This window comes from Nocardia sp. NPDC058640 (assembly GCF_042716995.1).
Lineage (GTDB): Bacteria > Actinomycetota > Actinomycetes > Mycobacteriales > Mycobacteriaceae > Nocardia.
This window is the reverse complement of the sequence record NZ_JBHXRG010000003.1, coordinates 163,887-185,856: the sequence shown is the minus strand read 5'-3', so window position 1 is coordinate 185,856 and position 21,970 is coordinate 163,887. Positions and strand designations below refer to the sequence as shown.

25 protein-coding genes are annotated in these 21,970 nt (G+C 66.2%); 14 read left to right on the top strand and 11 right to left on the bottom strand.

Features of this window, described 5'->3' with window-relative positions; translation table 11 throughout:
• Position 1: 1 nt before the first annotated feature.
• On the bottom strand, positions 2 to 541 hold the full coding sequence (locus ACFWU5_RS07260; RefSeq protein WP_379266443.1) for a hypothetical protein: 540 nt from the start codon (positions 539 to 541) through the stop codon (positions 2 to 4).
• Positions 542 to 898, bottom strand: coding sequence for a hypothetical protein (locus tag ACFWU5_RS07255; RefSeq protein ID WP_379266442.1), 357 nt, complete (start codon positions 896 to 898; stop codon positions 542 to 544). It abuts the gene before it with no gap.
• Positions 899 to 1,065: 167 nt separating this feature from the next.
• Here ACFWU5_RS07255 and ACFWU5_RS07250 point away from each other — a divergent pair, with 167 nt between their 5' ends.
• The 3 genes from ACFWU5_RS07250 to ACFWU5_RS07240 are packed head-to-tail and all read left to right on the top strand — an operon-like array spanning position 1,066 to position 3,408.
• Entirely contained in the window at positions 1,066 to 2,067 is a 1,002-nt protein-coding gene (locus tag ACFWU5_RS07250; RefSeq protein ID WP_379266441.1) for a hypothetical protein, read from the top strand.
• The gene (locus tag ACFWU5_RS07245; RefSeq protein WP_379242690.1) at positions 2,067 to 2,321 is read left to right on the top strand and encodes a DUF5703 family protein; all 255 of its coding nucleotides are present in this window, start codon (positions 2,067 to 2,069) and stop codon (positions 2,319 to 2,321) included. The genes ACFWU5_RS07250 and ACFWU5_RS07245 overlap by 1 nt, the downstream gene beginning before the upstream one ends.
• A gap of 7 nt (positions 2,322 to 2,328) precedes the next feature.
• Positions 2,329 to 3,408 carry a quinone-dependent dihydroorotate dehydrogenase gene (locus tag ACFWU5_RS07240; protein ID WP_379266440.1) on the top strand — a complete coding sequence of 360 codons (1,080 nt, stop codon included), beginning with the start codon at positions 2,329 to 2,331 and terminating at the stop codon, positions 3,406 to 3,408.
• 1 nt (position 3,409) lies between these two features.
• Here the strand turns inward: ACFWU5_RS07240 and ACFWU5_RS07235 are convergent, their stop codons facing one another.
• Positions 3,410 to 3,805 carry a hypothetical protein gene (locus ACFWU5_RS07235; RefSeq protein ID WP_379266439.1) on the bottom strand — a complete coding sequence of 132 codons (396 nt, stop codon included), beginning with the start codon at positions 3,803 to 3,805 and terminating at the stop codon, positions 3,410 to 3,412.
• A gap of 311 nt (positions 3,806 to 4,116) precedes the next feature.
• On the opposite strand from ACFWU5_RS07235, the gene ACFWU5_RS07230 reads away from it, so the two are divergent.
• The 3 genes from ACFWU5_RS07230 to ACFWU5_RS07220 all read left to right on the top strand — a co-directional run bounded on the left by ACFWU5_RS07230 (position 4,117) and on the right by ACFWU5_RS07220 (position 8,433).
• On the top strand, positions 4,117 to 5,628 hold the full coding sequence (locus ACFWU5_RS07230; RefSeq protein WP_379242696.1) for a PfkB family carbohydrate kinase: 1,512 nt from the start codon (positions 4,117 to 4,119) through the stop codon (positions 5,626 to 5,628).
• 171 nt (positions 5,629 to 5,799) lie between these two features.
• Complete coding sequence (locus tag ACFWU5_RS07225; protein ID WP_379266438.1) at positions 5,800 to 6,477, top strand: GTP cyclohydrolase II; 678 nt, start codon at positions 5,800 to 5,802, stop codon at positions 6,475 to 6,477.
• A 132-nt stretch (positions 6,478 to 6,609) separates the two neighbouring features.
• Positions 6,610 to 8,433, top strand: coding sequence for an AMP-dependent synthetase/ligase (locus ACFWU5_RS07220; protein WP_379266437.1), 1,824 nt, complete (start codon positions 6,610 to 6,612; stop codon positions 8,431 to 8,433).
• A gap of 53 nt (positions 8,434 to 8,486) precedes the next feature.
• On the opposite strand, the gene ACFWU5_RS07215 is transcribed toward ACFWU5_RS07220, so the two are convergent.
• Together ACFWU5_RS07215 and ACFWU5_RS07210 are read right to left on the bottom strand one after the other, a co-directional pair.
• A complete protein-coding gene (locus ACFWU5_RS07215) occupies positions 8,487 to 9,014 on the bottom strand; it encodes a YbhB/YbcL family Raf kinase inhibitor-like protein (protein WP_379266436.1) in 528 nt (175 codons plus the stop codon).
• Between the two features lie 22 nt (positions 9,015 to 9,036).
• Positions 9,037 to 10,398 (bottom strand): M20/M25/M40 family metallo-hydrolase, encoded by a 1,362-nt coding sequence (locus ACFWU5_RS07210; protein ID WP_379242703.1) that lies wholly within the window; start codon positions 10,396 to 10,398, stop codon positions 9,037 to 9,039.
• 158 nt (positions 10,399 to 10,556) lie between these two features.
• Between ACFWU5_RS07210 and ACFWU5_RS07205 the strand changes: the two genes are divergently transcribed.
• Positions 10,557 to 11,513 carry an endonuclease/exonuclease/phosphatase family protein gene (locus ACFWU5_RS07205; RefSeq protein WP_379266435.1) on the top strand — a complete coding sequence of 319 codons (957 nt, stop codon included), beginning with the start codon at positions 10,557 to 10,559 and terminating at the stop codon, positions 11,511 to 11,513.
• Positions 11,514 to 11,607: 94 nt separating this feature from the next.
• Here the strand turns inward: ACFWU5_RS07205 and ACFWU5_RS07200 are convergent, their stop codons facing one another.
• Positions 11,608 to 12,093: a hypothetical protein gene (locus tag ACFWU5_RS07200; protein WP_379266434.1), complete on the bottom strand. Its 486-nt coding sequence runs from the start codon at positions 12,091 to 12,093 to the stop codon at positions 11,608 to 11,610.
• 97 nt (positions 12,094 to 12,190) lie between these two features.
• Here ACFWU5_RS07200 and ACFWU5_RS07195 point away from each other — a divergent pair, with 97 nt between their 5' ends.
• Complete coding sequence (locus tag ACFWU5_RS07195; RefSeq protein ID WP_379266433.1) at positions 12,191 to 12,610, top strand: hypothetical protein; 420 nt, start codon at positions 12,191 to 12,193, stop codon at positions 12,608 to 12,610.
• Here ACFWU5_RS07195 and ACFWU5_RS07190 read toward each other — a convergent pair.
• Entirely contained in the window at positions 12,601 to 13,323 is a 723-nt protein-coding gene (locus ACFWU5_RS07190) for a helix-turn-helix domain-containing protein (RefSeq protein WP_379266432.1), read from the bottom strand. The genes ACFWU5_RS07195 and ACFWU5_RS07190 overlap by 10 nt on opposite strands.
• 255 nt (positions 13,324 to 13,578) lie before the next feature.
• Between ACFWU5_RS07190 and ACFWU5_RS07185 the strand changes: the two genes are divergently transcribed.
• Entirely contained in the window at positions 13,579 to 14,397 is an 819-nt protein-coding gene (locus tag ACFWU5_RS07185; RefSeq protein WP_379242713.1) for an alpha/beta fold hydrolase, read from the top strand.
• A 48-nt stretch (positions 14,398 to 14,445) separates the two neighbouring features.
• A complete protein-coding gene (locus tag ACFWU5_RS07180; protein ID WP_379266431.1) occupies positions 14,446 to 14,853 on the top strand; it encodes a hypothetical protein in 408 nt (135 codons plus the stop codon).
• Positions 14,854 to 14,905: 52 nt separating this feature from the next.
• Here ACFWU5_RS07180 and ACFWU5_RS07175 read toward each other — a convergent pair whose 3' ends face one another.
• Positions 14,906 to 15,496, bottom strand: coding sequence for a TetR/AcrR family transcriptional regulator (locus ACFWU5_RS07175; RefSeq protein ID WP_379242717.1), 591 nt, complete (start codon positions 15,494 to 15,496; stop codon positions 14,906 to 14,908).
• A gap of 58 nt (positions 15,497 to 15,554) precedes the next feature.
• On the opposite strand from ACFWU5_RS07175, the gene ACFWU5_RS07170 reads away from it, so the two are divergent.
• The 3 genes from ACFWU5_RS07170 (at position 15,555) to ACFWU5_RS07160 (ending at position 18,616) form a co-directional block, all read left to right on the top strand.
• Positions 15,555 to 16,403, top strand: coding sequence for an alpha/beta fold hydrolase (locus ACFWU5_RS07170; RefSeq protein WP_379266430.1), 849 nt, complete (start codon positions 15,555 to 15,557; stop codon positions 16,401 to 16,403).
• A 79-nt stretch (positions 16,404 to 16,482) separates the two neighbouring features.
• A complete protein-coding gene (locus ACFWU5_RS07165; protein ID WP_379266429.1) occupies positions 16,483 to 17,667 on the top strand; it encodes an NAD(P)/FAD-dependent oxidoreductase in 1,185 nt (394 codons plus the stop codon).
• A 10-nt stretch (positions 17,668 to 17,677) separates the two neighbouring features.
• Positions 17,678 to 18,616: a sigma-70 family RNA polymerase sigma factor gene (locus ACFWU5_RS07160; RefSeq protein WP_379266428.1), complete on the top strand. Its 939-nt coding sequence runs from the start codon at positions 17,678 to 17,680 to the stop codon at positions 18,614 to 18,616.
• Positions 18,617 to 18,648: 32 nt separating this feature from the next.
• Here ACFWU5_RS07160 and ACFWU5_RS07155 read toward each other — a convergent pair whose 3' ends face one another.
• Positions 18,649 to 19,620, bottom strand: a complete 972-nt coding sequence (locus tag ACFWU5_RS07155) for a helix-turn-helix transcriptional regulator (protein WP_379266427.1) — start codon at positions 19,618 to 19,620, stop codon at positions 18,649 to 18,651.
• A 63-nt stretch (positions 19,621 to 19,683) separates the two neighbouring features.
• Here ACFWU5_RS07155 and ACFWU5_RS07150 point away from each other — a divergent pair, with 63 nt between their 5' ends.
• Positions 19,684 to 20,172, top strand: coding sequence for a nuclear transport factor 2 family protein (locus ACFWU5_RS07150; protein ID WP_379266426.1), 489 nt, complete (start codon positions 19,684 to 19,686; stop codon positions 20,170 to 20,172).
• Here the strand turns inward: ACFWU5_RS07150 and ACFWU5_RS07145 are convergent.
• Positions 20,115 to 20,726, bottom strand: a complete 612-nt coding sequence (locus ACFWU5_RS07145) for a class I SAM-dependent methyltransferase (protein WP_379242738.1) — start codon at positions 20,724 to 20,726, stop codon at positions 20,115 to 20,117. The genes ACFWU5_RS07150 and ACFWU5_RS07145 overlap by 58 nt on opposite strands.
• Before the next feature lie 28 nt (positions 20,727 to 20,754).
• Positions 20,755 to 21,825, bottom strand: coding sequence for a metallophosphoesterase (locus ACFWU5_RS07140; RefSeq protein ID WP_379266425.1), 1,071 nt, complete (start codon positions 21,823 to 21,825; stop codon positions 20,755 to 20,757).
• Between the last annotated feature and the right edge of the window lie 145 nt (positions 21,826 to 21,970).

Genomic DNA, 21,970 nt, shown 5'->3' with positions numbered 1-21,970 from the left:
GTCAGCCGCAGGCTGCTGTGCGGTAATCGGCCGAGCGCAGAATCCCGCACAGGTCGGTGCGCGAGATCTTCCACTTACCGTCCAACAGCACGAAATGCACGATGGTGGTGCGAACGTTGGAGCCCGACCCGTCCTTGTCCAGGCGCATGGTCGCGGTGAGCGTGCCGTCGCGGTTGTCGAACACCGGGTCGACCACGCCGTAGATCGCGTGCGGGTTGTCGCGCAACGCCTTGTACATGTCGGGGATGGCGTCGGAGAACGCGGCACCGTCCTCGATCAGTTCGGTGCGCTCGACATCGGGCAGGGCCGGGTCCAGCGCACGTTTGATCTGCGCGTCGAGTTCGGGGGCGCCGGGCAACGGCACGGTGGCCTTGCTGACCGAGACCGCGACGGAGGAAGACAGGGAGGCGTTGGCCGAGGACCGTGCGGCGTCGACCGAGGCCTCGTCGGAGCTCGACGCGCAGGCGGCGAGGGTGACGAGAGCCGTGAGGCAGGCGGTGGCCGCAGCGGCCCTGGCGAGAAGTGTGGATGACATCACCATCTACATACCATCAATGACGGCACTGATCCGCCCCAGGATGCCCCGAACTGTGGAGATGTCACCGGTGTCGGGGCTCGCGACCGGGGTGGCGGCGGGCAGCAGATCGCGCACGAAGGCACTGATGCTGCGAGCATCGCCGAGGTCGATATCGGTGACCTGAGCTGCGGCTTTGGCGACCACGTCGGCGGAGCCGGGCACGGTATCGCCCAGGTCGGCGCGGTAGATCTGCACCGACAGCGTCGCGCCGCGGGTGCGGAAGGCGAAGGGGTGGCCGTCGTCGGTGGTGCCGAAACCGTGCGCGAACGGGCCGACGGAGATGTCATCGATGCCGAAACCCGCGGGTGTCGCGTCGGTCATCGTGGGGATCTCCTGCCCTACCTGGCGCTCAATGTTGTCGACACGTCAACAGTAACGCGGGTCACTGACAGCTCCCACGCGCGCTACCCGGTCGAAGCTACTGGTGAGTCATCATGGTCAGATGGTGATCAAGCGTTCACCTCGTGCGGAATGAAGGAGTTCGGTGTATGCGCCCTCGCGGCTCGGTCGCCCCTGCGTTGTTCGGCGCGGTGGTTGTAGTGGCGTTGACCGGGTGCGGTAACAGCGGACCGGACGTGGCGACCAGGCCACCGGCCACCGCGGCGGTCTCCCCCGCCACGGTGAATCCCGCGGGCCAGGTCTACCCCGCCGCCGCCACCAAAGCCCTACTCGCCGAACGCGGCACCGCGCGACTCGCCGCCCTCGACACCGCGGGCACCACCCTGACGCTGATCGACCCCGCCACCGCGACCACCACCCGCACGGTGCCGCTGCCCGCCGCGGGCGTCTCGCTATCACAGGGCAATCCCGGAGAAGTGCTGATCGCCGCCCCCCACCGGGTGTTGCGGGTCGACGCGACCACGGGCGCCATCACCGAACTCCCCATCGACGGTGACGTGCACAGCGTGCAAACACGCACAGACGGCACCTTGGTAGTGGGCACCGCCGACGGCACCGTCCGCGAGATCGCCGCCGACGGCACCGTCACCCGCACCATCACGGGCCTGATCTCCGCCGACTACATCGCCGCGACCGGCGACAACATCACCGTGCTGGACCGCAAGCAAACCGCTGTGGTCGCGGTGGGCAAAGAAGCGCTGGGCCTGATGTTGCGCGCGGGCGACGGCGCCACCAACGCCGTCACCGACCCCCACGGCCGCATCATCGTCGCCGACACCGCGGGCGGTGAACTGCTGGTCTATTCGGCCGGTCCGCTCGTGCTGCGGCAGCGTTTCCCGGTATTATCGTCGCCTTACGCGCTCGCATACGACCCGCGCTCGGAACTGGTGTGGGTCAGTTGCACACAGAGCAACGAGGTCGTGGGCTACGACCTGTCGACCGGGATCGGTGTCGAAGTGGCCAGGTTCGCGACACTGCGTCAACCCGACGCGATCACCGTCGACCCCGCCACCGGCGACCTGTTCGTGGCCTCGGCCACCGGCGACGGTCTGCAGCGGATCGGCGCGACCGAGCGGAAGGCAGGGCAGTGATGGCAGCACCGCATCGCAACGCACGCTCGGCGGTCCCGCCGAGCTGGGAAACCAGCAACGACGACTACGAATACGTGCCGCTGCGCCTGCCGCCGGACGTCAACCGGGTCACCGCCTCGATGCGACTGACCATCTCGGCCGAATTCGGCGGGTGGGAACTGTCGCGGGTGCGCGCCTACACCGACGGCAGTCGCCGGGTGTTGTTGCGCCGCCGCCGAAATGCCGTCCTGCCTGTGCCCGAACCCGGATTGTGAGCCGACCATGTACGCCCTGCTGTTACGCCTGATGTTCCTGATCCCGCCCGAGCGGGTTCATCACCTGGTGTTCGCCTCGCTGCGTTTCGCCACCTGGTTCCCGCCCACCCGTTGGCTGGCCCGCAAGTTCACCGTGGTGCCCGACCCGATCCTGGCCACCACCGCGTTCGGTGTCGACTTCCCCGCACCGCTGGGTCTGGCCGCCGGTTTCGACAAGAACGCCGACGGCGTGAACGCTTGGGGCGCACTGGGTTTCGGTTTCGCCGAGATCGGCACCGTCACCGCGCACGCCCAGCCGGGCAACCCCGCACCGCGCCTGTTCCGGCTGCCCGCCGATCACGCCCTGATCAACCGGATGGGTTTCAACAACCACGGTGCCGCCGCCGCGGCCGCCCGCCTGCACGGCGCGCACCCCACTGTCCCGATCGGCGCCAACATCGGCAAGACCAAGGTCACCGAACCTGAGGCCGCGGCGGGCGATTACGCGACCAGCGCTCGATTACTCGGCCCGCTCGCGGACTTCGTCGTGGTCAACGTGTCCTCTCCCAACACCCCCGGCCTGCGTGACCTGCAAGCCGTGGAGTCGCTGCGCCCGATCCTGCAGGCCGTGCTCGACAGCGTCTCGGTGCCGGTCCTGGTGAAAATCGCCCCGGATCTGTCCGACGACGACATCGACGCCGTGGCCGACCTCGCGGTCGAACTGGGCCTGGCCGGCATCGTGGCCACCAACACCACCATCCGCCGCGACGGCCTGCGCACCCCCGTCGCCGAAGTCGAGGCCATGGGCGCGGGCGGCCTGTCCGGCGCCCCGGTCGCCGACCGCTCCCTGGAAGTCCTGCGCCGCCTCTACGCCCGCGTCGGCGACCAGGTCGTGTTGATCTCGGTAGGCGGCATCGAAACCCCCGATCAAGCCTGGGCCCGCATCCTCGCAGGCGCCACCCTGCTGCAGGGCTACACCGGCTTCATCTACGGCGGCCCCTTCTGGACCACCCGCATCCACCGCACCATCGCCGCGAAGCTGCGCGCCGGTGGCTACGCCAGCCTGTCCGACGCGGTCGGCGCCGAACACCGCGCCCACTCGGTGTGAGCTACCCGAAGTAGACCCGGCGCTGCGCGTTACCGTGCCCGAACAACTGCGGCGCGGTACGCGGGCCCCGGACCGACACCCACTGGGCCGCCTCCTCGGGGTCGCCGTTGTCCAACCGTCCGATCATGCGCTTGAACAGCCGAATGGCGGCTTGTTGCCACACGATCCCCAGTTCGTCGGCGTAGGCACTGATCTGCGCGTGCACCAACCGGTCGTGGGCGACGGCCAGATCGCTGATCAACTCGTCGAGTTTCATTCCCGCGTAAGCCTGTTCGCGGGTGAGCTTGCGTTCGGGCAGCCAGCTCAACTGCCAGATATCCGGGTCGGTGACCATACGCACGGCGTACTCGGGGCTGCGGGTGCTGCGCATGTCGTCCGGGGTCAGGTGAATGGTCATCGGATTCTCCGATTCCAACTGGGGAGCTCCAGGCTCCCGATTCCTCCAGATGCGCGAACGCGACCGACATGTCACGTCCGGCACGTGCATCAGCGGTGGCGCCGACTGCACCTCGAGCCCGCCATATCCTGCGTGAACTCGCTGTATCGCCAATTCCAGTGTGGCATTTGCCCTTCACTGCGGTCAATTGCCGTTGTACGTTGGTAATTGCCGGATTTCGGTGGTGGCAAACCCCGAATTCTGGCGATCGCAGTTCGGCGTCCGCCCCGAACCGGACACTGGTTTCCATCGAGAAGTTCACGGGAGGCAACGTGCCCACGGTTCCCCAGGATGCTCGCGTCGCCGCGATCCGCTCCATCCTGGCGCGACTGGGAAAGTACGCGGGCCTGAGCGCAGAACGCTTGCGCCACACCGAAATCGACGCTGCGCCCCTGCTAGAGCTGGTATCGGTACGACGCCATGCCCGCCGCACCGGGGCCACCGTCGAGGAGTCGATCCTGCCGGTGGTGTGCGAGGTAGCGCAGTGGCTGCCACCCACAGAACGCCTGATCGTGGACGCGGTGCTGTCGCTGGGCCTGTTCCGCGACCGGTCCGGCGTCGGTATCGATGTCGAACGCCTTTATGCAGATAACCTCGGGGAACGTCGAGAGGCATTGACAGAACAGTGGATTGCGCTGCACACCCTGCTCGATGTCGACCCTGTTCCCGAGGTGCCCACGGTCAAACGGTTGCGCACGTTCTCCGAGCACACCGCGTTCACCGCCCTGGCCGGACTGCTGGCCACCGACTCGGGCTATCCCATGGCGGGACCGTCGAGCGCGCAACCGACCACGGTGCCCGAGCGCCGCGGCACCGTCACGGTTTTCGGCGACGCCGTCATCGATCACCTGTATCGCGTCGACAACTTTCCCGCGGCCGATGACGCGGCCAGCGGCACCTTCGTCGGCCATCCCGGCGGCAAAGGACTCAACCGGGCCGTGGCCGCAGCACGTCTTGGAATCAACGTGCACTTGGCTTGCGCAGTCGGCGGCGACGAATATGGCCGCCGCATTCTCGAATTCATCAAGGACGAGGGCGTGAACCTGGACCTGGTCAAGGTCGTGCCGTTCGCGCCGTCGCTTGTCACCGCGGTGGTCATCGCCCCCAACGGTGAATCCCACATCATCGGCTGTCGGGACAGCAGTGTCCAACTTCAGGACGAGGACCTGCACCGTCCGGGATTGCGTGCGGCGTTGGAAGCCTCGGACGTGGTGGTCCTGAGCTTCGAGCAACCACCCTCGGTGATCGAACAGGTGCTGTCGATGGTGTCGCAGATGGACCCCAAACCACCGGTCATCGTGTGTCCGACGCCGGCGATGGCAGTTCCGCAAGGCCTGTACCAGTATCTGAGCGCGGTCGACTATCTCGTCGGCGCGGGCGCGGATCTGGCAGCCCTGCTGCCCGACGCGCCTGCCGAATCCACCGACGACGTCCCCCGATTGCTGAGGGGTCTGGGTGTGGGCACTGTCTGCACGGTGGAGAACTTTCACTGCGTCGTCGCCTCTGACACAGTCGAGGCCGTCATTGATCACTTTCCGCAGGTTCTCAAGGCCTCCGTCGGTGCTGCCGCAGCCTTCACCGGCGCACTGGCCTATCGACTCGTGAACTGCGAAACACCGCTGGCCGCACACGATTTCGTGTGGGCCACTGCGGCGATGATGCCCACCCAGAATTTGGGTGCGGTGGCGGTGTCGATGCCACCTGTGCACGAGATCGATCGGATCGTGCGCCTGTACGCACCCGTCGACGATGACACTCTTAATGCTGATGTGACACCCGGCTAACGTGTCGCACGCCACATACCGAGTACAGTCGCGCCGTTGCCATGATCATGCCGTCCACGCAGCGGGTTTCCCGCTGTCGGAACAGCCTCGGAGGAGCGCTTGACGATCACCGGTCCCGTCCGCAGCACGCCGATAACGGCGAACGGATGGTTCGCTGACACTGTGCCACCGGTGCATCAATTCAGCCGCAACGGCGCCCAGATGCCGGTGCAGGTACACACCATCGATAGCCCGTCCGACGGCGGCTACGTGCTCGTGTTCGGACAGCTGGGCGAAAAGCCCCTCGTCCGTGTGCATTCCCGCTGCCTCTACGGTGACGCGCTGGGGTCCGATGACTGCGACTGCGGCCCGGAGCTGGCGCTGTCGATGAACAAGATCCAAGCCGAAGGTGCCGGGGTGCTGGTCTACCTCGAACAAGAGGGTCGCGGCGCGGGCCTGATCTGGAAGGCCATCGGCTACCAGACAAGCGAAATGCTCCAGATCGACACCTTCGATAGCTACGAGCACCTCGGCTTGAACCCGGACACCCGCCGCTACGAGTTGGTGGCGAAGTCGCTGCTGAATCTGGGCCTGCACCAGGTACGCCTGCTGACCAACAATCCGGACAAGGTACGGGCGTTGACCGACGCGGGAATCGCGGTCGAGGTTCTACCCCTGGCGATCCAGCTCCACACCGAACGCGGACGTCGCTACCTCGACGCCAAAGTCCGCCGCCGCAAGCACATGATCCCGGGCGATTTCGCGCCATGGGCACCGCTTCCGGCCGCATCGACCGAGGTCGCCGATCCGCAGGTGGCCCAGGACCGGCCGCGATGGTGGCAGCGATCGCGTTTCGGCCGTCGGCGGTAACCCCCATCACAATCCCGTATGTCCGGTTACGATAAGTGAGCCACGCCACTGTCGATGTCCCTGTCTCGAGATAACGAGGCAGTTTCACTCGCATTGGCTCGGCGTCCAAGCTCGGCCTATGGGAACAGGGATATGACAGACATCGGTTTCGCGCACGCTTCGGGCGTCACGGTGCACACCGTGCCCGCCGCCTTCCAGCAGACTGCCGCTTTGCGGCCCGATCAGATCGCTTTGCGCACGGTCGGTGGTACTCAGGAGATCACCTGGTCCGAGTACGCGTCGCGGGTGCAAGCGTTGGCGGCCGGGTTGGCGAAACTCGGTGTGCGACATGGGGATGCGGTGGGCATCATGCTCACCAACCGGCCCGAGTTCAACCTGATCGACACCGCCGCACTGCATCTGGGCGCGGTCCCGTTCTCGGTGTACAACACCAGTTCGCCCGAGCAGATCGCGCATGTGTTCGCCAATGCGGGCAACAAGGTGGTCGTCACCGAGCAGGCGTTCCTCGATCTGATTCGTTCTTCCGGTGCGCAGGTCGAGCACACCGTGCTCGTGGACGGCACCGCCGAGGGCACGATCGCTCTGGCGACTCTGGAGACCGATCCGGCCCCGGATTTCGATTTCGACGCGGCCTGGAAAGCGGTGCAGCCCACCGATCTGGCCACGTTGATCTACACCTCCGGCACCACCGGCCCCTCCAAGGGTGTCGAGCTCACCCAGAAGAATGTGATCGCCCAGGTCATCGGCCTGGTCGCGGGTCCGCTGAAGGTCGGTTTCGATGACCGTGCGGTGTCGTACCTGCCCGCCGCGCATGTCGCGGACCGTATTTCCGCGCATGCGATGAGCCTGCTCACCGGCATCCAGCTGACCACGGTGCCCGATCCTCGCGAGATCGCCGCGGCGCTGCCCGATGCCCGGCCGACGGTGTTCTTCGGGGTGCCGCGGGTGTGGCAGAAGATCAAGACCGGGATCGAGAACAAGCTCGCGGTCGAGCCGAGCCCGGTCAAGAAGTTGTTGGCCAATTGGGCGATCGGTGTCGGTGTCGCGCAGGCGAAGGCGAATCTGGCGGGGCAGAGTCCGCTGCTGCTGGGCGTTCAGCACAAGATCGCGGATGCGCTGGTGTTGTCGAAGTTGCGTGCGGCGTTGGGTTTGCAGGAGTTGAAGTGCGCGGCGTCGGGTGCCGCGCCGGTGCCGCCGGAGACCCTGGAGTACTTCTTGGGCTTGGGTTTCGCGGTCAGCGAGGTGTGGGGGATGTCGGAGACCTCGGGTGTCGGCACCTTCACCGACCTGGACTCGCCGCGTCCCGGTTCGGTCGGGCGGGTGATGGACGGGGTGGAGTTGCGTTTGGATGCCGACGGTGAGGTGTTGATCCGCGGCCCGATCATCACGCCCGGTTACCGGAATATGCCCGACAAGACCGCGGAGGCGATCGACGACGACGGCTGGTTGCACACCGGCGACATCGGCACCCTGGACGCTGACGGTTACCTGCGGATCGTGGACCGTAAGAAGGAACTGATCATCAGCGAGGCGGGTAAGAACATCGCTCCGTCCAATATCGAGAACGCGATGAAGGCGGCGTCGTCGATGATCGGTCAGGCCGTGGCCATCGGTGAGGCGCGCGCTTACATCACCGCGCTGATCATGCTCGATCCCGACGTTGCGGCGTTGCGCGCCAAGGACTTCGGTGCCACCGATGCTACGCACGCGGAGTTGGCGCGTCGCAAGGAGATCGTCGACGAGGTCAGAGAAGCGGTGCTGGAGGGCAACCGGAAGCTGTCGCGGGTGGAGCAGATCAAGCGTTTCGTGATCGTGGACAATCTGTGGGAGCCCGGCGGTGACGAGCTGACTCCGAAGATGTCGCTCAAGCGCACCCCGATCTCGAACAAGTACGCCGAGACCATTGCCGAGCTCTACGCCGAGGCACCGCCCGAACACGTCATCAACGTGAAGTAACCACCGAAAACAGCGGTGGCCCTGGGGTTTTCCCCGGGGCCACCGCTGTTTTGTCAGTTCTGTTCGTACGTGCCGATCAGGGTGGCCCTGGCCAATGTGTGGAAGAACAGGTTGAACCCGAGGTAGGCCGGCGTGGAGTCGGGTCCGATCTCGAGTTCGGGCACGTCGACCGCGTGCACGACCACGTAATACCGGTGCGGCCCATGACCTTTGGGCGGGGACGCGCCGACGAAGCCGGGGAAGCCGCCGTCGTTGCGCAAGCTCACCGCGCCGGCGGGCAGTGTCCCGCCCTCGCTACCGGCACCGACGTCCAGCGACGTCACCGAGACCGGAATATTGGCCACTGCCCAGTGCCAGAACCCGGATGCGGTCGGTGCGTCGGGGTCGAACACGGTCACCGCGAAACTCTGTGTGTCGGAAGGGAATCCGGACCAGCTCAGCTGCGGTGAGATGTCTTTGCCGCCGGATCCGAACACCCCCGACACCTGATCGTTGGCCAACGGCTGACCATCGGAGATGTCGGCGGAAGTGACAGTGAACGACGGCACCGTGGGCAGCGCGTCATAGGGGTTGTAGCTCATAGAAAGACCTTTCCAGTCGAGGTCAGCTGTGCAAAAGGAAATGTTCCAGCACCCGAGTGCCGAATTCCAGCGACGCCACCGGCACTCGTTCATCCACCCCGTGGAACAGTGCGGTGAAGTCCAAGTCCGGCGGCAGTTGCAGTGGCGCGAACCCGAAGCAGCGAATTCCCAAGCGCGCGAACGCTTTCGCGTCGGTGCCCCCGGACAGCATGTAGGGCACGGTGCGCCCGTTGGCGTCGTGGGCCAGGACCGCGTCGTTCATGGCGTCGACCAGGTGACCGTCGAAGGTGGTCTCGTAGGAGTCCAGCTTGGTGATCCACTCCCGTTCCACATCGGGTCCGATCAGCTCGTCGACTTCGCGTTCGAACGCCGCCTGCCGTCCCGGCACCACCCGGCAGTCGATCACGGCTTCGGCGGTCTGTGGGATGACGTTGGCCTTGTATCCGGCCTGCAGCATCGTCGGGTTGGCGGTGTCGCGCAGGGTCGCGCCGATGATCCGCGAAATGGTGCCCAGTTTGGCCAGTTGGCCTTCGATGTCGGGTCCGTGCGGGTCGAATGCCAGCCCGCTCTCCTCGCTGACCGCGGCCAGGAACTCGGCCACCGAGTCCGACAGCACGATCGGGAAGGTGTGCCTGCCCAGTCGGGCGACAGCTTCGGCGAGGATGGTGACCGCGTTGTCGTCGTGCAGGAAAGACCCGTGCCCGGCGCGCGCCTTGGCCCGCAACCGCATCCAGCCCAGGCCCTTTTCGGCGGTTTCCACCAGGTAGAGCCTGCGTTCGGTGCCGTCGGGTCGCGGCACGGTCAGCGAGAACCCGCCGACCTCACCGACCGCCTCGGTGACGCCTTCGAACAGGTCGGGCCGGTTGTCTGCCAGCCACTGCGACCCCCATTTGCCGCCGTTCTCCTCGTCGGCCAGGAACGCGAACACCAGATCCCGTGGCGGCACCGTGCCTTCGGCTTTGAACTGGCGGGCCAGGGCCAGCGTCATGCCGACCATGTCTTTCATGTCGATGGCGCCGCGCCCCCACACGTACCCGTCGCGCACCGCGCCCGAGAACGGGTGCACGCTCCAGTCGGCGGCCTCGGCGGGCACCACGTCCAGGTGCCCGTGGATCATCAACGCGCCGCGATTCGGGTCGGCACCTTTCAACCGCGCGAACACATTCGCGCGTCCGGGGGCTCCCGATTCCACGATCTCGGTCTCGTACCCGACCTCGTGCAATTGCTGGGCCACCCAGTGCGCGCATTCCTGCTCGCCCTTGGTGGTGGCCAGGTCGCCGGTGTTGGAGGTGTCGAACTGGATCAGCTTGCTGACCAGCTCCACCACCTCGTCCTCCGCGCGCGACCGACCGTGGGAACCAGAATTCTCGCCAGATGCCGACACGCCCCCTTTCCTACCACCATTGGCACCTCCCCCGCGCCATCCGCCGGTCTTCGGGCCCTTGCGCCCCTGCTCGCGACCGTGGACTCGACGTGAGCGAAACTGCGCCGACCGGTGAGCGCCCATTCGCGCGAACTTCCGACCCGTGCTTGGCTGGCGAGATGACACCGCAGGTAATCCGGACCGGTATCCGCCTGCTGGCCGGTGCCGCAACGCTCGCAGCAGCGGTCGGCGTGGCACTGCATTTCATCCGGTGGCCGCTGGAACCGTTGGTGCTGGCCGCATCCGGGGCGCCCTATCTGATGTGCGGCGCGGTGATCGGCGCTGTCGGATTCGCCGCAACTCGCCAGTGGGTCGCGACCGGTGTGGCCGTAATCGTCGCAGGCGCGGGCATCGCCACCCAGGCACCGCTGTACTTCGCCGACCCCGGCGGCAACGGCCACCCGATCATGGCGATGCAAGCCAACCTGCTCTTCGACGGCGCCGACCCCGCCGTACTCGTCGACCAGGTCCGCACCCGCGACATCGCGATCCTCACCGTCAACGAACTCACCCGCCCCGCCGTCGACGCCCTGTCCCGCGCAGGCCTGGACCACCTCCTTCCCCACCGCTATCTGGCCCCCGGTCAGACAGCCAGCGGCACCGGCATCTGGAGCCGATTCCCCTTGTCGCACACCACCGAATACGACGGCTACGTCCTCAACCAGATCTCCGCCACCGCCACCATCCCCGACGTAGGCCCGGTCAACATCTACGCCTTCCACCCCGTCCCACCCGTCTACGACACCGCCGTCTGGGCCGACGAACTGACCCGCCTCAACGAAATCCTGCGCAACGCCCCCACCGACCGCCCCGCCATAGTGGGCGGCGACTTCAACGCCACCCACGACCACGCCCTGTTCCGTGCCATGACCACCGCCCCCTTCGCCGACGCCGCCACCCAAGCAGGCGCAGGCCACCTCCCCACCTACCCCACCGACAAACCGTTCCCCCCACTGATCGGCATAGACCACTTCCTCCTAGCCAACGCCCACGCCACCACCGTCGAAACCCTCCCCCTCCCCGGCGCCGACCACCGAGCCCTGATCGCCCGAATCGTCCTCACCCCGACCGGTTAGCCGGTCGAAACACCCTGCAGCAGAATAGATTTCGTAGAGGCGGGGCCTGCCTATCCACACGCATCGCAGTGGGTCCGCGCGCGGAACAAGGTCTTCAGAGTTCTGGATCTGCCAGCAGCACCACACGGTCAGCTGCCGGGTCGAACCCGAGCACCGGGTAGCCGTGCTGGCGGCCTTCGGCACACAGGAACACCGGCTTGCCGAGTAAGCGGCCCAGCGCACACAACAAGCCACACAGGGTATCCACGCCTTCCTGGCCTTGCAGCTCACGGAGGTTCACGTCGAAATCGATCTCGGTGGCCGACATCGGCCAAAAGATCACCTCCACGCCCGGCACGGGCCTGACCCGCAGCGTGACCGACTCCGCATCAACAGGACGCGGCAGCACGTCCGCCGCAGGCGGTAGCGGTCGCACGGTGCCGTCCTCCGCGTACTCCCATGCCCACCCGCTGGAACGGATCAGTTCGAAAACCGCCTGCCAGTCCTCGACCGAGGTGTCGGGCACCCACAGATCCGGCAGATCACCCATCAAGTTGGGGTCGAAGAAGTTCTTGACCTCGCTCCACAGCAGATCCGGCATCCGGCCATGCTGCCAGAGCGCCGATCGGACCGCATTCCGATTTCGTCACCTACCCGAGGCAAGGACCTGCACCCGGACCATTTGCCATGATCCTCACGTGCCCGATACCACCAGCAGCCCGATCTGCCGTCGCTGCGGCCGACCCGTTCGAGTGGGTCGCGACAACTACACAGTGTTCGAAGGGATGCATTACGTGTGCTTCCACTACGAGTTCGAGCACGACCTGTCCAACCCGGACGGCGACCCGGACGAAGACTGTGGTCTGCCTGGCTGTCCGTCGGCGGTGGCGGCAGGGTCGAATGACCGGATGGTCTCCGCAGTGCGTGCGTTGGTTGCGGACTGGTCAGCTGGTCCCCCCGCGCACTGGGACAATCATTCGTTGCCGGACTACCTGGAGGCGCTGGCCGGTTGGCTTGCCGATGCTGAGGGCTTTTACGCCAACCGTGGTGTCCCGATCCCGTGGAGCAGCTGGGAGGTCATGCAGACTGCCCTGCGCGCAGCGACGATCTATGAGTAGCGCGCACGCTCGGCCAGCCGCTGCTGCCACTGCTCCATGGCCTGTCGTAGTGCCGCACCGACGATGAGCACGAATTCCCCCGATAGTTCGAAGCGGGCGCCTGCGGGAGTATCGGGGCCTAAGACTTCGACTCCGCGTCGGGTGATGGCGGCGAGGGCGTTTTGCATGTGGACCGAGGCGGCGAGGTTGCGTAGCCAGATGTCGTCGTCGATGACGTAGCGTTCGCGGCGCTGTCCGGGGACCAGTTCACGACGCAACATGCCCTGCTGTTCGAGGAAGGCGACCGCGTTGGAGATCGATGCGGGGCTCACGCGCAGGCGTTCGACCAGTTCGGCGGCGGTGAGGGCGCCGGCGTCGGTGATCTGCAGGCAGGCAAGCACTCTGGCTTCCATGCGCGGCAGGCCCTGTTCGATGAGCAGGGCGGTGAACGATTCGGCGAAGTCCGCGACGGCCTGGGGGTCGCGTCCGTAGCCGTTGTCGGGGATCGGGGGTGGGTCCGGTTGGGGTTGTTTGTGTCGGCGGGCGCGTTGCTGGGTGGCCTGGTGTGCGCGGTGGGCGCGGTAGTCGTCGGGTCCGCCGTTGCGGGTGACTTCGCGCATCACGGTCGAGGCGGGTCGGCCCAGTGTCCGGCCGATTTCGGCGTAGCCGAGTCCTTGGGCCAGGCCCGCGGCGATGTGCTGGCGGTCCGCGTCGGTGAGTCTGCCTCCTGGCATCGCTGCTGGTCACCTCTCTGTTCACCGGTACTAGGCGTGGTCGCCTGTCCCACGCCCAGTATGCATTCACTCTCATCTCATTGCAATACGCAACGCGGTTACTCATTGCATTCACTGTCATATCCATTGCAATGCCAACACCTTTACGCACTCCCACATGGGTTTTGATTGAAATCAAGTGTTGACAGAACAGTGAACGCAACTTACTCTTCAATCATCAGTAAAGCCCGAACATCGCAACGCAAGGACATGGCAATGACTTCCTCGAACTCCACCGCCACCACCACCGCCTGGACCGGCATGGTCCCCATCGACGACACCGAACTCGCGGTCACCGACACCGGCGGCACCGGCACCCCGGTGATCTACCTCAACGGCCAGTTCGGCACCCAGGGCTACTGGCGCAAGGTCATCGCCGAACTGGGCCCCGGCTACCGTCACATCACCTTCGACGAGCGGGCCCGCGGCAAGTCCAAGAAGTCCGCCGACTACTCCTTCGACACCTGCGTGCGCGACATCCACGCGATCCTGGCCGCACGCGGCATCACCGAGAAGCCGATCCTGGTCGGCTGGTCCTACGGCGCCTACCTGGGCGCGCACTGGACCAGCCGCAACCCCGGCGCCGCGCTGGGTGCGGTGTTGGTCGACGGCGCCTTCCCCTACGACTGGCTCGACGAGGCCATGGAACTGCGCATCCGCAAACTGTTCAAGCGGCTGAGCTGGGTCCTTCCGCTGGCCCGCCCCACCGGCCTGGCGCCCCGTTTGACCGCGAAGCAGCAGGCCGACAGCAATATCGAACTGGGCAAGCTGTCCAGCGTGAAAAACCTGACCCCGGTCCTGAACGCCATCACCGACCCGGTGCGGTACGTGGTCGCGTCGGGAACCTCGTTCGGCAGCAAGGGCGACGAGCAGGAAAAGATCCGCACCGGCCTGGATGCCGTGCTGGCCACCAACCCCAATATCCGCATCAGCGCGAAGGTCCCCAGCAACCACGGCGCGATCCTGAAAAAGGACTTCCGCGCCATCGCCGACGCCGTGCGCGAAGTCGAGGCGACCTCGTCGGCAAGCAGCTGAATCTTCCAATCCCCGTACCGCACAACAACACACAAGGAGAACACCATCATGTCTGTCACCCTCACCACCCAGGAAAAGACCACCCTGCGGACCGCCGCGTACGGCGCCGTCTCCCTCCTCGCCGCAGCCGGCGGGGCCACCAGTAAGCCGCACAAGATCGCCACGGCCGGCAGCATCGCGCTGTCGTCGGCGACCGGCCTGGTCGGACATGTCCTGGCCGAGAAGTCCGGACGCATCGCCCTGAGCGGGTCGTCGGTCGCCGAACTGGCTGATCAGGTACTGCCCGCTCTCACGGCGGCGGTGGCCCTGCTCGGCGAGCACGACCCGGTCGAGGCCGAGAACTTCCGCAACACCATCGGCGTGGCCATCGACACCACCGCGCTGTTCCAGCCGCAGCCCAACCCGACGATGGCCGACATGACCGGCAAGATCACCGCAGCGCTCGCCGCCGCGTAAATGAACCATCCACTCGCACAACCACAACCGTGTCACAGGGCCCGTGACACGGTCATTGTGGTGTGAGCACGATGTCCACCCGCGCCGCCATCGCCTGACCGGCCGCCCGCAACGGCTGGGCGCAACGCAGCGTGCGGCCCAGAATGAAAGCTCCTTCCAGCGCGGACAGCATCGCCAGAATCAACTCGCGCGCCGCGGATTCCGCGACTCCGCGTCGGACGAAATATGTTGCGCCCTGGTCGATCCAGTCCCGCATCACCTCGGCGGCGACCTCGCGCAGGACCGGCTCGCTGTCGGCGACCTCCCCCGCGACGGTGCCGACCGGGCACATGTTCATCCACCCGGATTCCTCGAGTGCGCGAGCAGCGTCGGAGAACGCGGCGGGCACGGCCACCCGCAGATCTTCGTGCGGGTCCATCAACAACGGCAGCAACTGGATGTAGGCAGCACCGGTGCTGCGTAACGCCTCGGCCGCGATCTGCACCTTCCCCTGCGGAAAGTGGTGATACAGCGACCCCATCGGAGCACCGGCGGCGGCGGTGATCTGTTTGACGGTGATCGCGCTGTACCCGTGCACGCGCATCAGTTCGGCGACCGCGGTCACCAAGCGGTCGCGGGTGGTCGTTGACATCTGCTCGCTCACTCCTCCAGACTAGAGCAAACGCACTAGAGTGAATGCTCTAGTCGAAACGGAGGATGTCATGCCGACCGTCGAACTCGATGCGGGCCGTATCCACTACCGCGAACGCGGCGAAGGTCCCCCGGTGGTCCTGCTGCACGGACTGCTGATGAACCACACGGTCTGGGACGCGATCATCGACGACCTCCCCACCGGCTTCCGGTATGTGCTGCCCGACCTGCCGCTGGGCGCCCACCCCGAACCGATGAACCCCGGCACCGACCTGAGCCTGCGCGGGCTCAACCACCTCGTCGCCGATTTCCTCGCCGCCCTGGACCTGCACGACGTGACCCTGGTGCACTCCGACTGGGGTGGCGCCCTGTTCCTCACCGCCTACGGCCTCGACCGGCGCGTCAGCCGCCTGATCATCTTCCCCAGCGAAGCCTTCGACAACTTCCCACCGGGCCTCCCGGGCAAAACCGCCATCCTCGCCTCGACCCTGCCCGGCGGCATCACCCTGGCGCTGCGCCAACTGCGCATCGGCTGGCTGCGCCGCACACCCCTGATGTTCGGCTGGATGGCCAAATCCGACATCCCCGACGCCCTCGTCCACGCCTGGACCGAACCAGGATTGCGCAACCCACGCATTCGCGAAGACCTACTCGCCTACACCCGAGCCGGTTTCGACAAGCGTGAACTCATCACCAATACCGAAGCGCTACAACACTTCTCCGGCGAAGCCCTGATCCTGTGGTCCTCAGCGGGCAAGGTCATGCCTCGCGACCACGGCCCCCGCTTGGCCGCCCTGCTCCCGAACTCGCGCCTGGTGGAAATCGACGACGCCTACGTCCTGTCCATGCTCGACCAACCCGCCGCGGTCACCACCGCCATCACCGAATTCCTCACCACCTCCCCCATCAGACGGCAGTGACCCACATCACATAACGAACCTGTCAGGAAATCGTGAGCTGTCTCGTTCAGGGTGCACGCGAACCAGACAGGAGCGAATCATGAAGCACCGCATCGTCGTCCTCGGGGCCGGATACGCCGGAGCATTCTCCGCCGGGGCCCTGGCCCGCCGACTCCATTCCGACGACTTCGAGATCTCGATCGTCAACGCCGAACCCGATTTCGCCGAACGGTTGCGCAATCATCAGCTCGCCGCCGGTCAGGATCTGCGGCATCTGCCGTTGGCGGAGATGTTCGCGGGAACCGGCATCCGGCTTCATGTGGCGCGGGTGACCGGTGTCGACGTCGAGGACCGAACCGTCACGATCACCGACGGAAACAGAATTGACCGACTCGACTACGACACCCTGCTCTACACACTCGGCAGCACCGCGAACGACCACGATGTCCCCGGCGTCGACGAGCACGCTTTTCACGTGGCATCGCGCCCGGCCGCATTGCGACTGCGCGCCCACCTGAACGCCCTCGGCGCGGGCGCGAAGGTACTGATCGTCGGCGGCAACCTGACCGCGATCGAGGCCGCCACCGAGATCGCCGAATCCCATCCGGAACTGCGCGTCAGCCTGACCACCCGCGGCGAACTCGGCGGCTGGCTGGGCACCAAAGCCCGCACCCACCTGCTCGACGCCTTCGACCGGCTCGGCATCACCGTCCACCAGAACACCGCCATCGAGCGGGTCGAAGCCGAACGCGCGGTGGCCACAGACGGCACCGTGTTCACCACCGACGCGACGGTGTGGGCCGCAGGTTTCGCCGCCCATCCGATCGCCGCAGCCACCGGTCTCACCGTGGAACCCAACGGTCAGATCACCGTCGACCGTCAGATGCGCTCGGTCTCGCACCCCGACGTCTACGTCGCCGGTGACAGCGCCTTCGTCATCGGCGACAACGGACAACCGCTGCCGATGTCGTGCGCGTCCGCGGGATTCACCGGCATGCAGGCCACCGCCACGATCGTCGGAGACCTGACCGGGCGCACGATCTCGACGAAATCGCTTCCCTACGTGGGCAATCACATCAGTCTGGGTCGCAAGGACGGGTTGTTCCAGGTGGTCGGCGGTGACGCGCGATCCAAGTCGTGGGCTTTGCGAGGCCGGGCGGCCGCACGAGTCAAAGCGGCGGTTCTCGGAGTGAACCCCTGGAGCCTGAGCCATCCGACTTTCGGACTGCCCAGTCGCCGGTACCGCGCGGTCACCACCGTCGAACACGACGTGATCCCCGCCTAGAGTCGTGCTCATGGACACCGCCACCGTGGCGCATTTCGAGGCCAGCCGCCACCGGCTGGCCTCGATCGCCTACCGCCTACTCGGCTCGGCCGCCGACGCCGAAGACACGGTGCAGGACGCGTTCCTGCGGTGGCAGGCCGCCGACCGGACCTACGTCGACGTACCGGAGGCCTGGCTGACCAAGATCGTCACCAACCTCGCACTCGACCGACTCCGGTCGGCCAAAGCACGCCACGAACGCGCCGTCGGCACCTGGATGCCCGAACCGCTGCTGGACGGCGACCCGATGCTGGGCCCCGCCGACACCGTCGAACAGCGCGAATCGGTGACCCTGGCCGTACTCGCGATGATGGAACGACTGTCACCGGTCGAACGCGCCGTCTACGTGCTACACGAAGCCTTCGCCTACCGGCATGCCGAAATCGCCGACATCCTCGACCTCACCGTCTCCGCGAGCCAGCAACACCTGCACCGCGCCCGCACACGAATCACCGTGGCCCGCAACAACACCGGCACCGATCCCGGGTCCGCCCGCCGCATCGTCGAAGCCTTCGTCGACGCCGCCTCCTCGGGCCGCACCGAACGCCTGATCGCGCTGCTGACCGACGACGCGACCGGCATCTCCGACGGCTTCGGCGGCCGCGCAGCGAAACTGATCAGCTACGCCACCCCACAACGCCTCGCCCGCGCCATACAGGCCGGTTTCACCCCGACACCGGCCAAACGCCGACTCGCAGGCGGCACACCCTCGATCCACGCCGCCGTGGTCAACGGCTGCCCAGCCATCGTGTTCACCACCGACGACCGCGTCCTGGGCGTGGCGATCCTGGAAATCCGCGACAACAAGATCGCGACCACCCGCAGCATCGCCGCCCCCCACCGCCTCACCCGCCTCGCGCAACACTGGCACCGCGGCGACCACGAGACCACACTGATCAGCTCCTGGTAGGGATCACCGAGTAGCAGCGGACCCGGCAGCTGTTACTCATAGATCCGATACATCGCTCGCAGCGTTCGGGTGATTTCCGTCCGAAGTTCTTCGGGCGCGACAACTTCGACATCTGCACCGAACTTCAGCAGTTCGGGTACGGCCGTTTCGACCGACTCGATCGGCAGCTCGACCTCAGTCCAACCCGCGGCATCCGGTCCCACAGCTGTGCGCTGGGCGGCCGCGACCATGGCGGGCTCGAGTAGACCCGGCAACCGCTCGATACCGCGGCGAGACAGGCGCAGGGTGGCGGTGTCACGGTGGCGGCGCTGGTCGAATCGGATCAGGTAGTCGTTCCAGTGGGCGGCCAGGTCGAAACCTTCGGATCGGTCGAAAGACTCGGCGAGAACTTTCACCTCGAGGATGCGGGAGATCCGGTAGGTGCGCAACCGTCCCTGATTGCGGGCTACGAGATACCAGACGCCGACCTTGAGGACCAGTCCGTGCGGCTCGACGATGCGGGTGATCTCCCGCGGTACCGCCCAGCGCAGGTAGTGGATCCGCACGCATTGCTGATTCCAGGTGGCGTCGGCGATCGGTGACAGATGGGGTGTGTGGTCGGCGTCGCTGTACCAGGTCGACGAGTCGAGGTGGAACCGATCGGCGCTGCGGCGCGCACGATCGCGCACGTCGGCGGGCAACGCGGCCTCGATCTTGAGCTGTGCGGTGGTCGCCTCGGCAGCTAGACCCAACTGGGCGGCGGCCTTGGGCAGCCCCGTGAGAAACAGCGCCTCGGCCTCAGTGGCGGTGAGACCGGTCAGTCGGGTCCGATAACCGTCTAGAAGGCGGTAACCGCCCTCATGTCCGGGTTCTCCGTACACCGGGACTCCCGCGATGCCCAGCGATTCCACATCCCGGTAGATCGTGCGGACCGAGACCTCGAGGGTGTCTGCCAGTTCCTGAGCGGTCATCCGCTCGCGGGCTTGCAGCAGTAACAGCAGGGTCACCAGACGAGCCGCGCGCATACGGCGATTCTGTCAAAGTTCACTGACAGAAGATGTCAGTGCAGCTTGCTTACAGTTGCGACTATGACCTCTACACCAGACTCGGACGCCCGCGCTGTCGTGACCGAATTTCTCCACCGGCTGGCACAGGCAGACCCGAACCGGATCGCCGAGCTGTTCGCGGAAAATGTCGACTGGCAACTCGATTGGCCCGATGCGGGGCATCCTGCGGTGCCCTGGATCCGACAGCGGTCGACTCGCGCGGACGTCGCCGACCATTTCAGGGCACTGCACGACTTCCACGTTCCCGGCCAGGGTGGCGGGACAATCACCAAAATCCTGGTCGACGGTCCGGACGCCGTCGTGCTCGGCGAGATCAATCAGACGGTGAGGGCAACCGGCAAGAAATACACCGCCCGGTGCGCACTGCACTTCACCGTCGAAAGCGGTGTGATCACCCGCTACCACGTCTACGAAGACAGCCTCACCGTCGCGCAAGCATTTGCCGAAACCAGTCAGCGGGCAACCCCAAGTGACAACGCCGCCAACGCTTTCGGGGCTCCCGGCAGGTAGAACCGGTCCAGTTCGGTGAACTCGAAGCCCGCGTCGCCGATCAGCGCGGCGATGTCGCGGTTGAGGTGGCAGCCACCGGCGACGCGCTGCTGGATCGGGTTGAGGCGGTGCTGCCAGGTCTGCACCCATTCGTCGGGTGCGAGACCGTGTTCCACGAAATGCAGGGTGCCGCCCGGTTTGAGCACCCGGCGGATCTCGGCGAGCGCGGCCGACACGTCGGGGATGGTGCACAGGGTGAAGGTGGACAGCGCCGTGTCGAAGGTGTTGTCGGGAAACGGCAGCGACTGACCGTCCAGGCCTGCCTGTTCGATCGGAATCGGGCTGGCCGCAACACGTTTGGCGGCGATATCCCACGCCACCGACGCAGGCTCGACCCCGCTGACCTTGTCGACCGCGGCGGGATAGAACCCGATGTTGTTGCCCGAACCGAACCCGATCTCGACAACGTGCCCGTGTAATCCGGCGCAGGTGCGCTCGCGCAGTGGCCCGTTCTGGGCGGTCCCGCAGACTTTGTCGACGAGGTGCGGCAGGATCCGATCGGTGTAGAAACCCATGTTCCGATCATCCCCTGTCGGCGGCGTTTCAGCCCAGTCGTCGGTCGAAAACCTCGGTGCTCGCGCCGGTAGCCGGGTCGACCGTGACCACTTTCAGGTTCGCCGAGTTCGCGGTCAGGTCCATGACCATGAACCCCAGTTCGTTCTGGGTCTCGAACAGCGACGCGTTAGGGCCGGTGCGCGGGTGGCCGCTGGACGTTTTACCCGCCGCGCCCGACACGATCTGGCGGGTGCCCACGGTGGCCGGGGTCGGTTCCAGCACCTGCAGGGTGTGGTCGTGGCCCGACAGCAGGAACGACACCTTGCCCAGGACATGGTCTTCGAAGAAGCGTTTGGCGTGCACGCCGTTGATCGGTTCGATGGGCAGGCCCTCGTAGTTGCCCGCGTCGCCGTGTGGGCCGTTGCTCAGGTAGGGCTGGTGGGTGCAGGCGATCTTCCACTGCGCGGTGGATTCGGCCAGCGCGGTGTCCAGCCAGACGCGTTGCTGGTTCATGTACGGCCCGTCCACCGCCCAGTACGGGTCCAGGAACGGCGGGATGTAGGCGGCGAGGGGGTTGATGTCCAGGACGAAGAACTCCACGACCGGGTTCTGTTCGGGCACGCGCAGCGAGTAGTAGCGGCTGGGCATCCACCAGCGCTGCGACTTCGCGTGATAGGCCACTTCGTGGTTGCCGCGCGCGAGCCAGCCGCCGTCGCCGGGGAAGACCCCGCTGGTGTCGTGGTTGCCCAGCACCATGGCCCACGGGAAGTCCAGGCCCGCGTTGGGGTTTTCGAATTTGGTGGCGAACTGTTCGTCGTCGGGACCGTCGGGGCCGGTCTCGTAGATGTTGTCACCCAGGCCTACCGCGAGCGAAAACGGTTGGCGCGCATGGTATTCGCGTGCCGCGTCGGCCACGGCCCACTGGGTGCGGCTGCCGGTGCCGGCATCACCGGTGACCAGCACACGCACGTTGCGCCCGCCTGCCGGTGCGAACTTGGGCACGTCGGCGGGTACCGCGGACGCGGGGGTCAGGCCCACCAGCGACAGGCCCGCCATAACACCGGCCGCACCGGCCAGCACTTCGCGACGGCCGATTCCGGACGAGAACTGATCGGGCATGGCCACCTTCTGGCTGGGAGCTGTTGGACAATCGCGACGCAGCCTAGACGTTCCTCGACGGTGACAACGCGAATCGTGCGATCCGAATCTAGCGGTGTCGTTCGACGTCGACGTGAACACCCAGCAAACTTGGACGATTGTTCAG

Coding starts and splice junctions, on each gene's coding strand:
- ACFWU5_RS07260 (WP_379266443.1), bottom strand. CDS start 541: ATGGTGATGTCATCCACACTTCTCGCCAGGGCCGCTGCGGCCACCGCC.
- ACFWU5_RS07255 (WP_379266442.1), bottom strand. CDS start 898: ATGACCGACGCGACACCCGCGGGTTTCGGCATCGATGACATCTCCGTC.
- ACFWU5_RS07250 (WP_379266441.1), top strand. CDS start 1,066: ATGCGCCCTCGCGGCTCGGTCGCCCCTGCGTTGTTCGGCGCGGTGGTT.
- ACFWU5_RS07245 (WP_379242690.1), top strand. CDS start 2,067: ATGGCAGCACCGCATCGCAACGCACGCTCGGCGGTCCCGCCGAGCTGG.
- ACFWU5_RS07240 (WP_379266440.1), top strand. CDS start 2,329: ATGTACGCCCTGCTGTTACGCCTGATGTTCCTGATCCCGCCCGAGCGG.
- ACFWU5_RS07235 (WP_379266439.1), bottom strand. CDS start 3,805: ATGACCATTCACCTGACCCCGGACGACATGCGCAGCACCCGCAGCCCC.
- ACFWU5_RS07220 (WP_379266437.1), top strand. CDS start 6,610: ATGACAGACATCGGTTTCGCGCACGCTTCGGGCGTCACGGTGCACACC.
- ACFWU5_RS07215 (WP_379266436.1), bottom strand. CDS start 9,014: ATGAGCTACAACCCCTATGACGCGCTGCCCACGGTGCCGTCGTTCACT.
- ACFWU5_RS07205 (WP_379266435.1), top strand. CDS start 10,557: ATGACACCGCAGGTAATCCGGACCGGTATCCGCCTGCTGGCCGGTGCC.
- ACFWU5_RS07200 (WP_379266434.1), bottom strand. CDS start 12,093: ATGCCGGATCTGCTGTGGAGCGAGGTCAAGAACTTCTTCGACCCCAAC.
- ACFWU5_RS07190 (WP_379266432.1), bottom strand. CDS start 13,323: ATGCCAGGAGGCAGACTCACCGACGCGGACCGCCAGCACATCGCCGCG.
- ACFWU5_RS07185 (WP_379242713.1), top strand. CDS start 13,579: ATGACTTCCTCGAACTCCACCGCCACCACCACCGCCTGGACCGGCATG.
- ACFWU5_RS07180 (WP_379266431.1), top strand. CDS start 14,446: ATGTCTGTCACCCTCACCACCCAGGAAAAGACCACCCTGCGGACCGCC.
- ACFWU5_RS07170 (WP_379266430.1), top strand. CDS start 15,555: ATGCCGACCGTCGAACTCGATGCGGGCCGTATCCACTACCGCGAACGC.
- ACFWU5_RS07165 (WP_379266429.1), top strand. CDS start 16,483: ATGAAGCACCGCATCGTCGTCCTCGGGGCCGGATACGCCGGAGCATTC.
- ACFWU5_RS07160 (WP_379266428.1), top strand. CDS start 17,678: ATGGACACCGCCACCGTGGCGCATTTCGAGGCCAGCCGCCACCGGCTG.
- ACFWU5_RS07155 (WP_379266427.1), bottom strand. CDS start 19,620: ATGCGCGCGGCTCGTCTGGTGACCCTGCTGTTACTGCTGCAAGCCCGC.
- ACFWU5_RS07150 (WP_379266426.1), top strand. CDS start 19,684: ATGACCTCTACACCAGACTCGGACGCCCGCGCTGTCGTGACCGAATTT.
- ACFWU5_RS07145 (WP_379242738.1), bottom strand. CDS start 20,726: ATGGGTTTCTACACCGATCGGATCCTGCCGCACCTCGTCGACAAAGTC.
- ACFWU5_RS07140 (WP_379266425.1), bottom strand. CDS start 21,825: ATGCCCGATCAGTTCTCGTCCGGAATCGGCCGTCGCGAAGTGCTGGCC.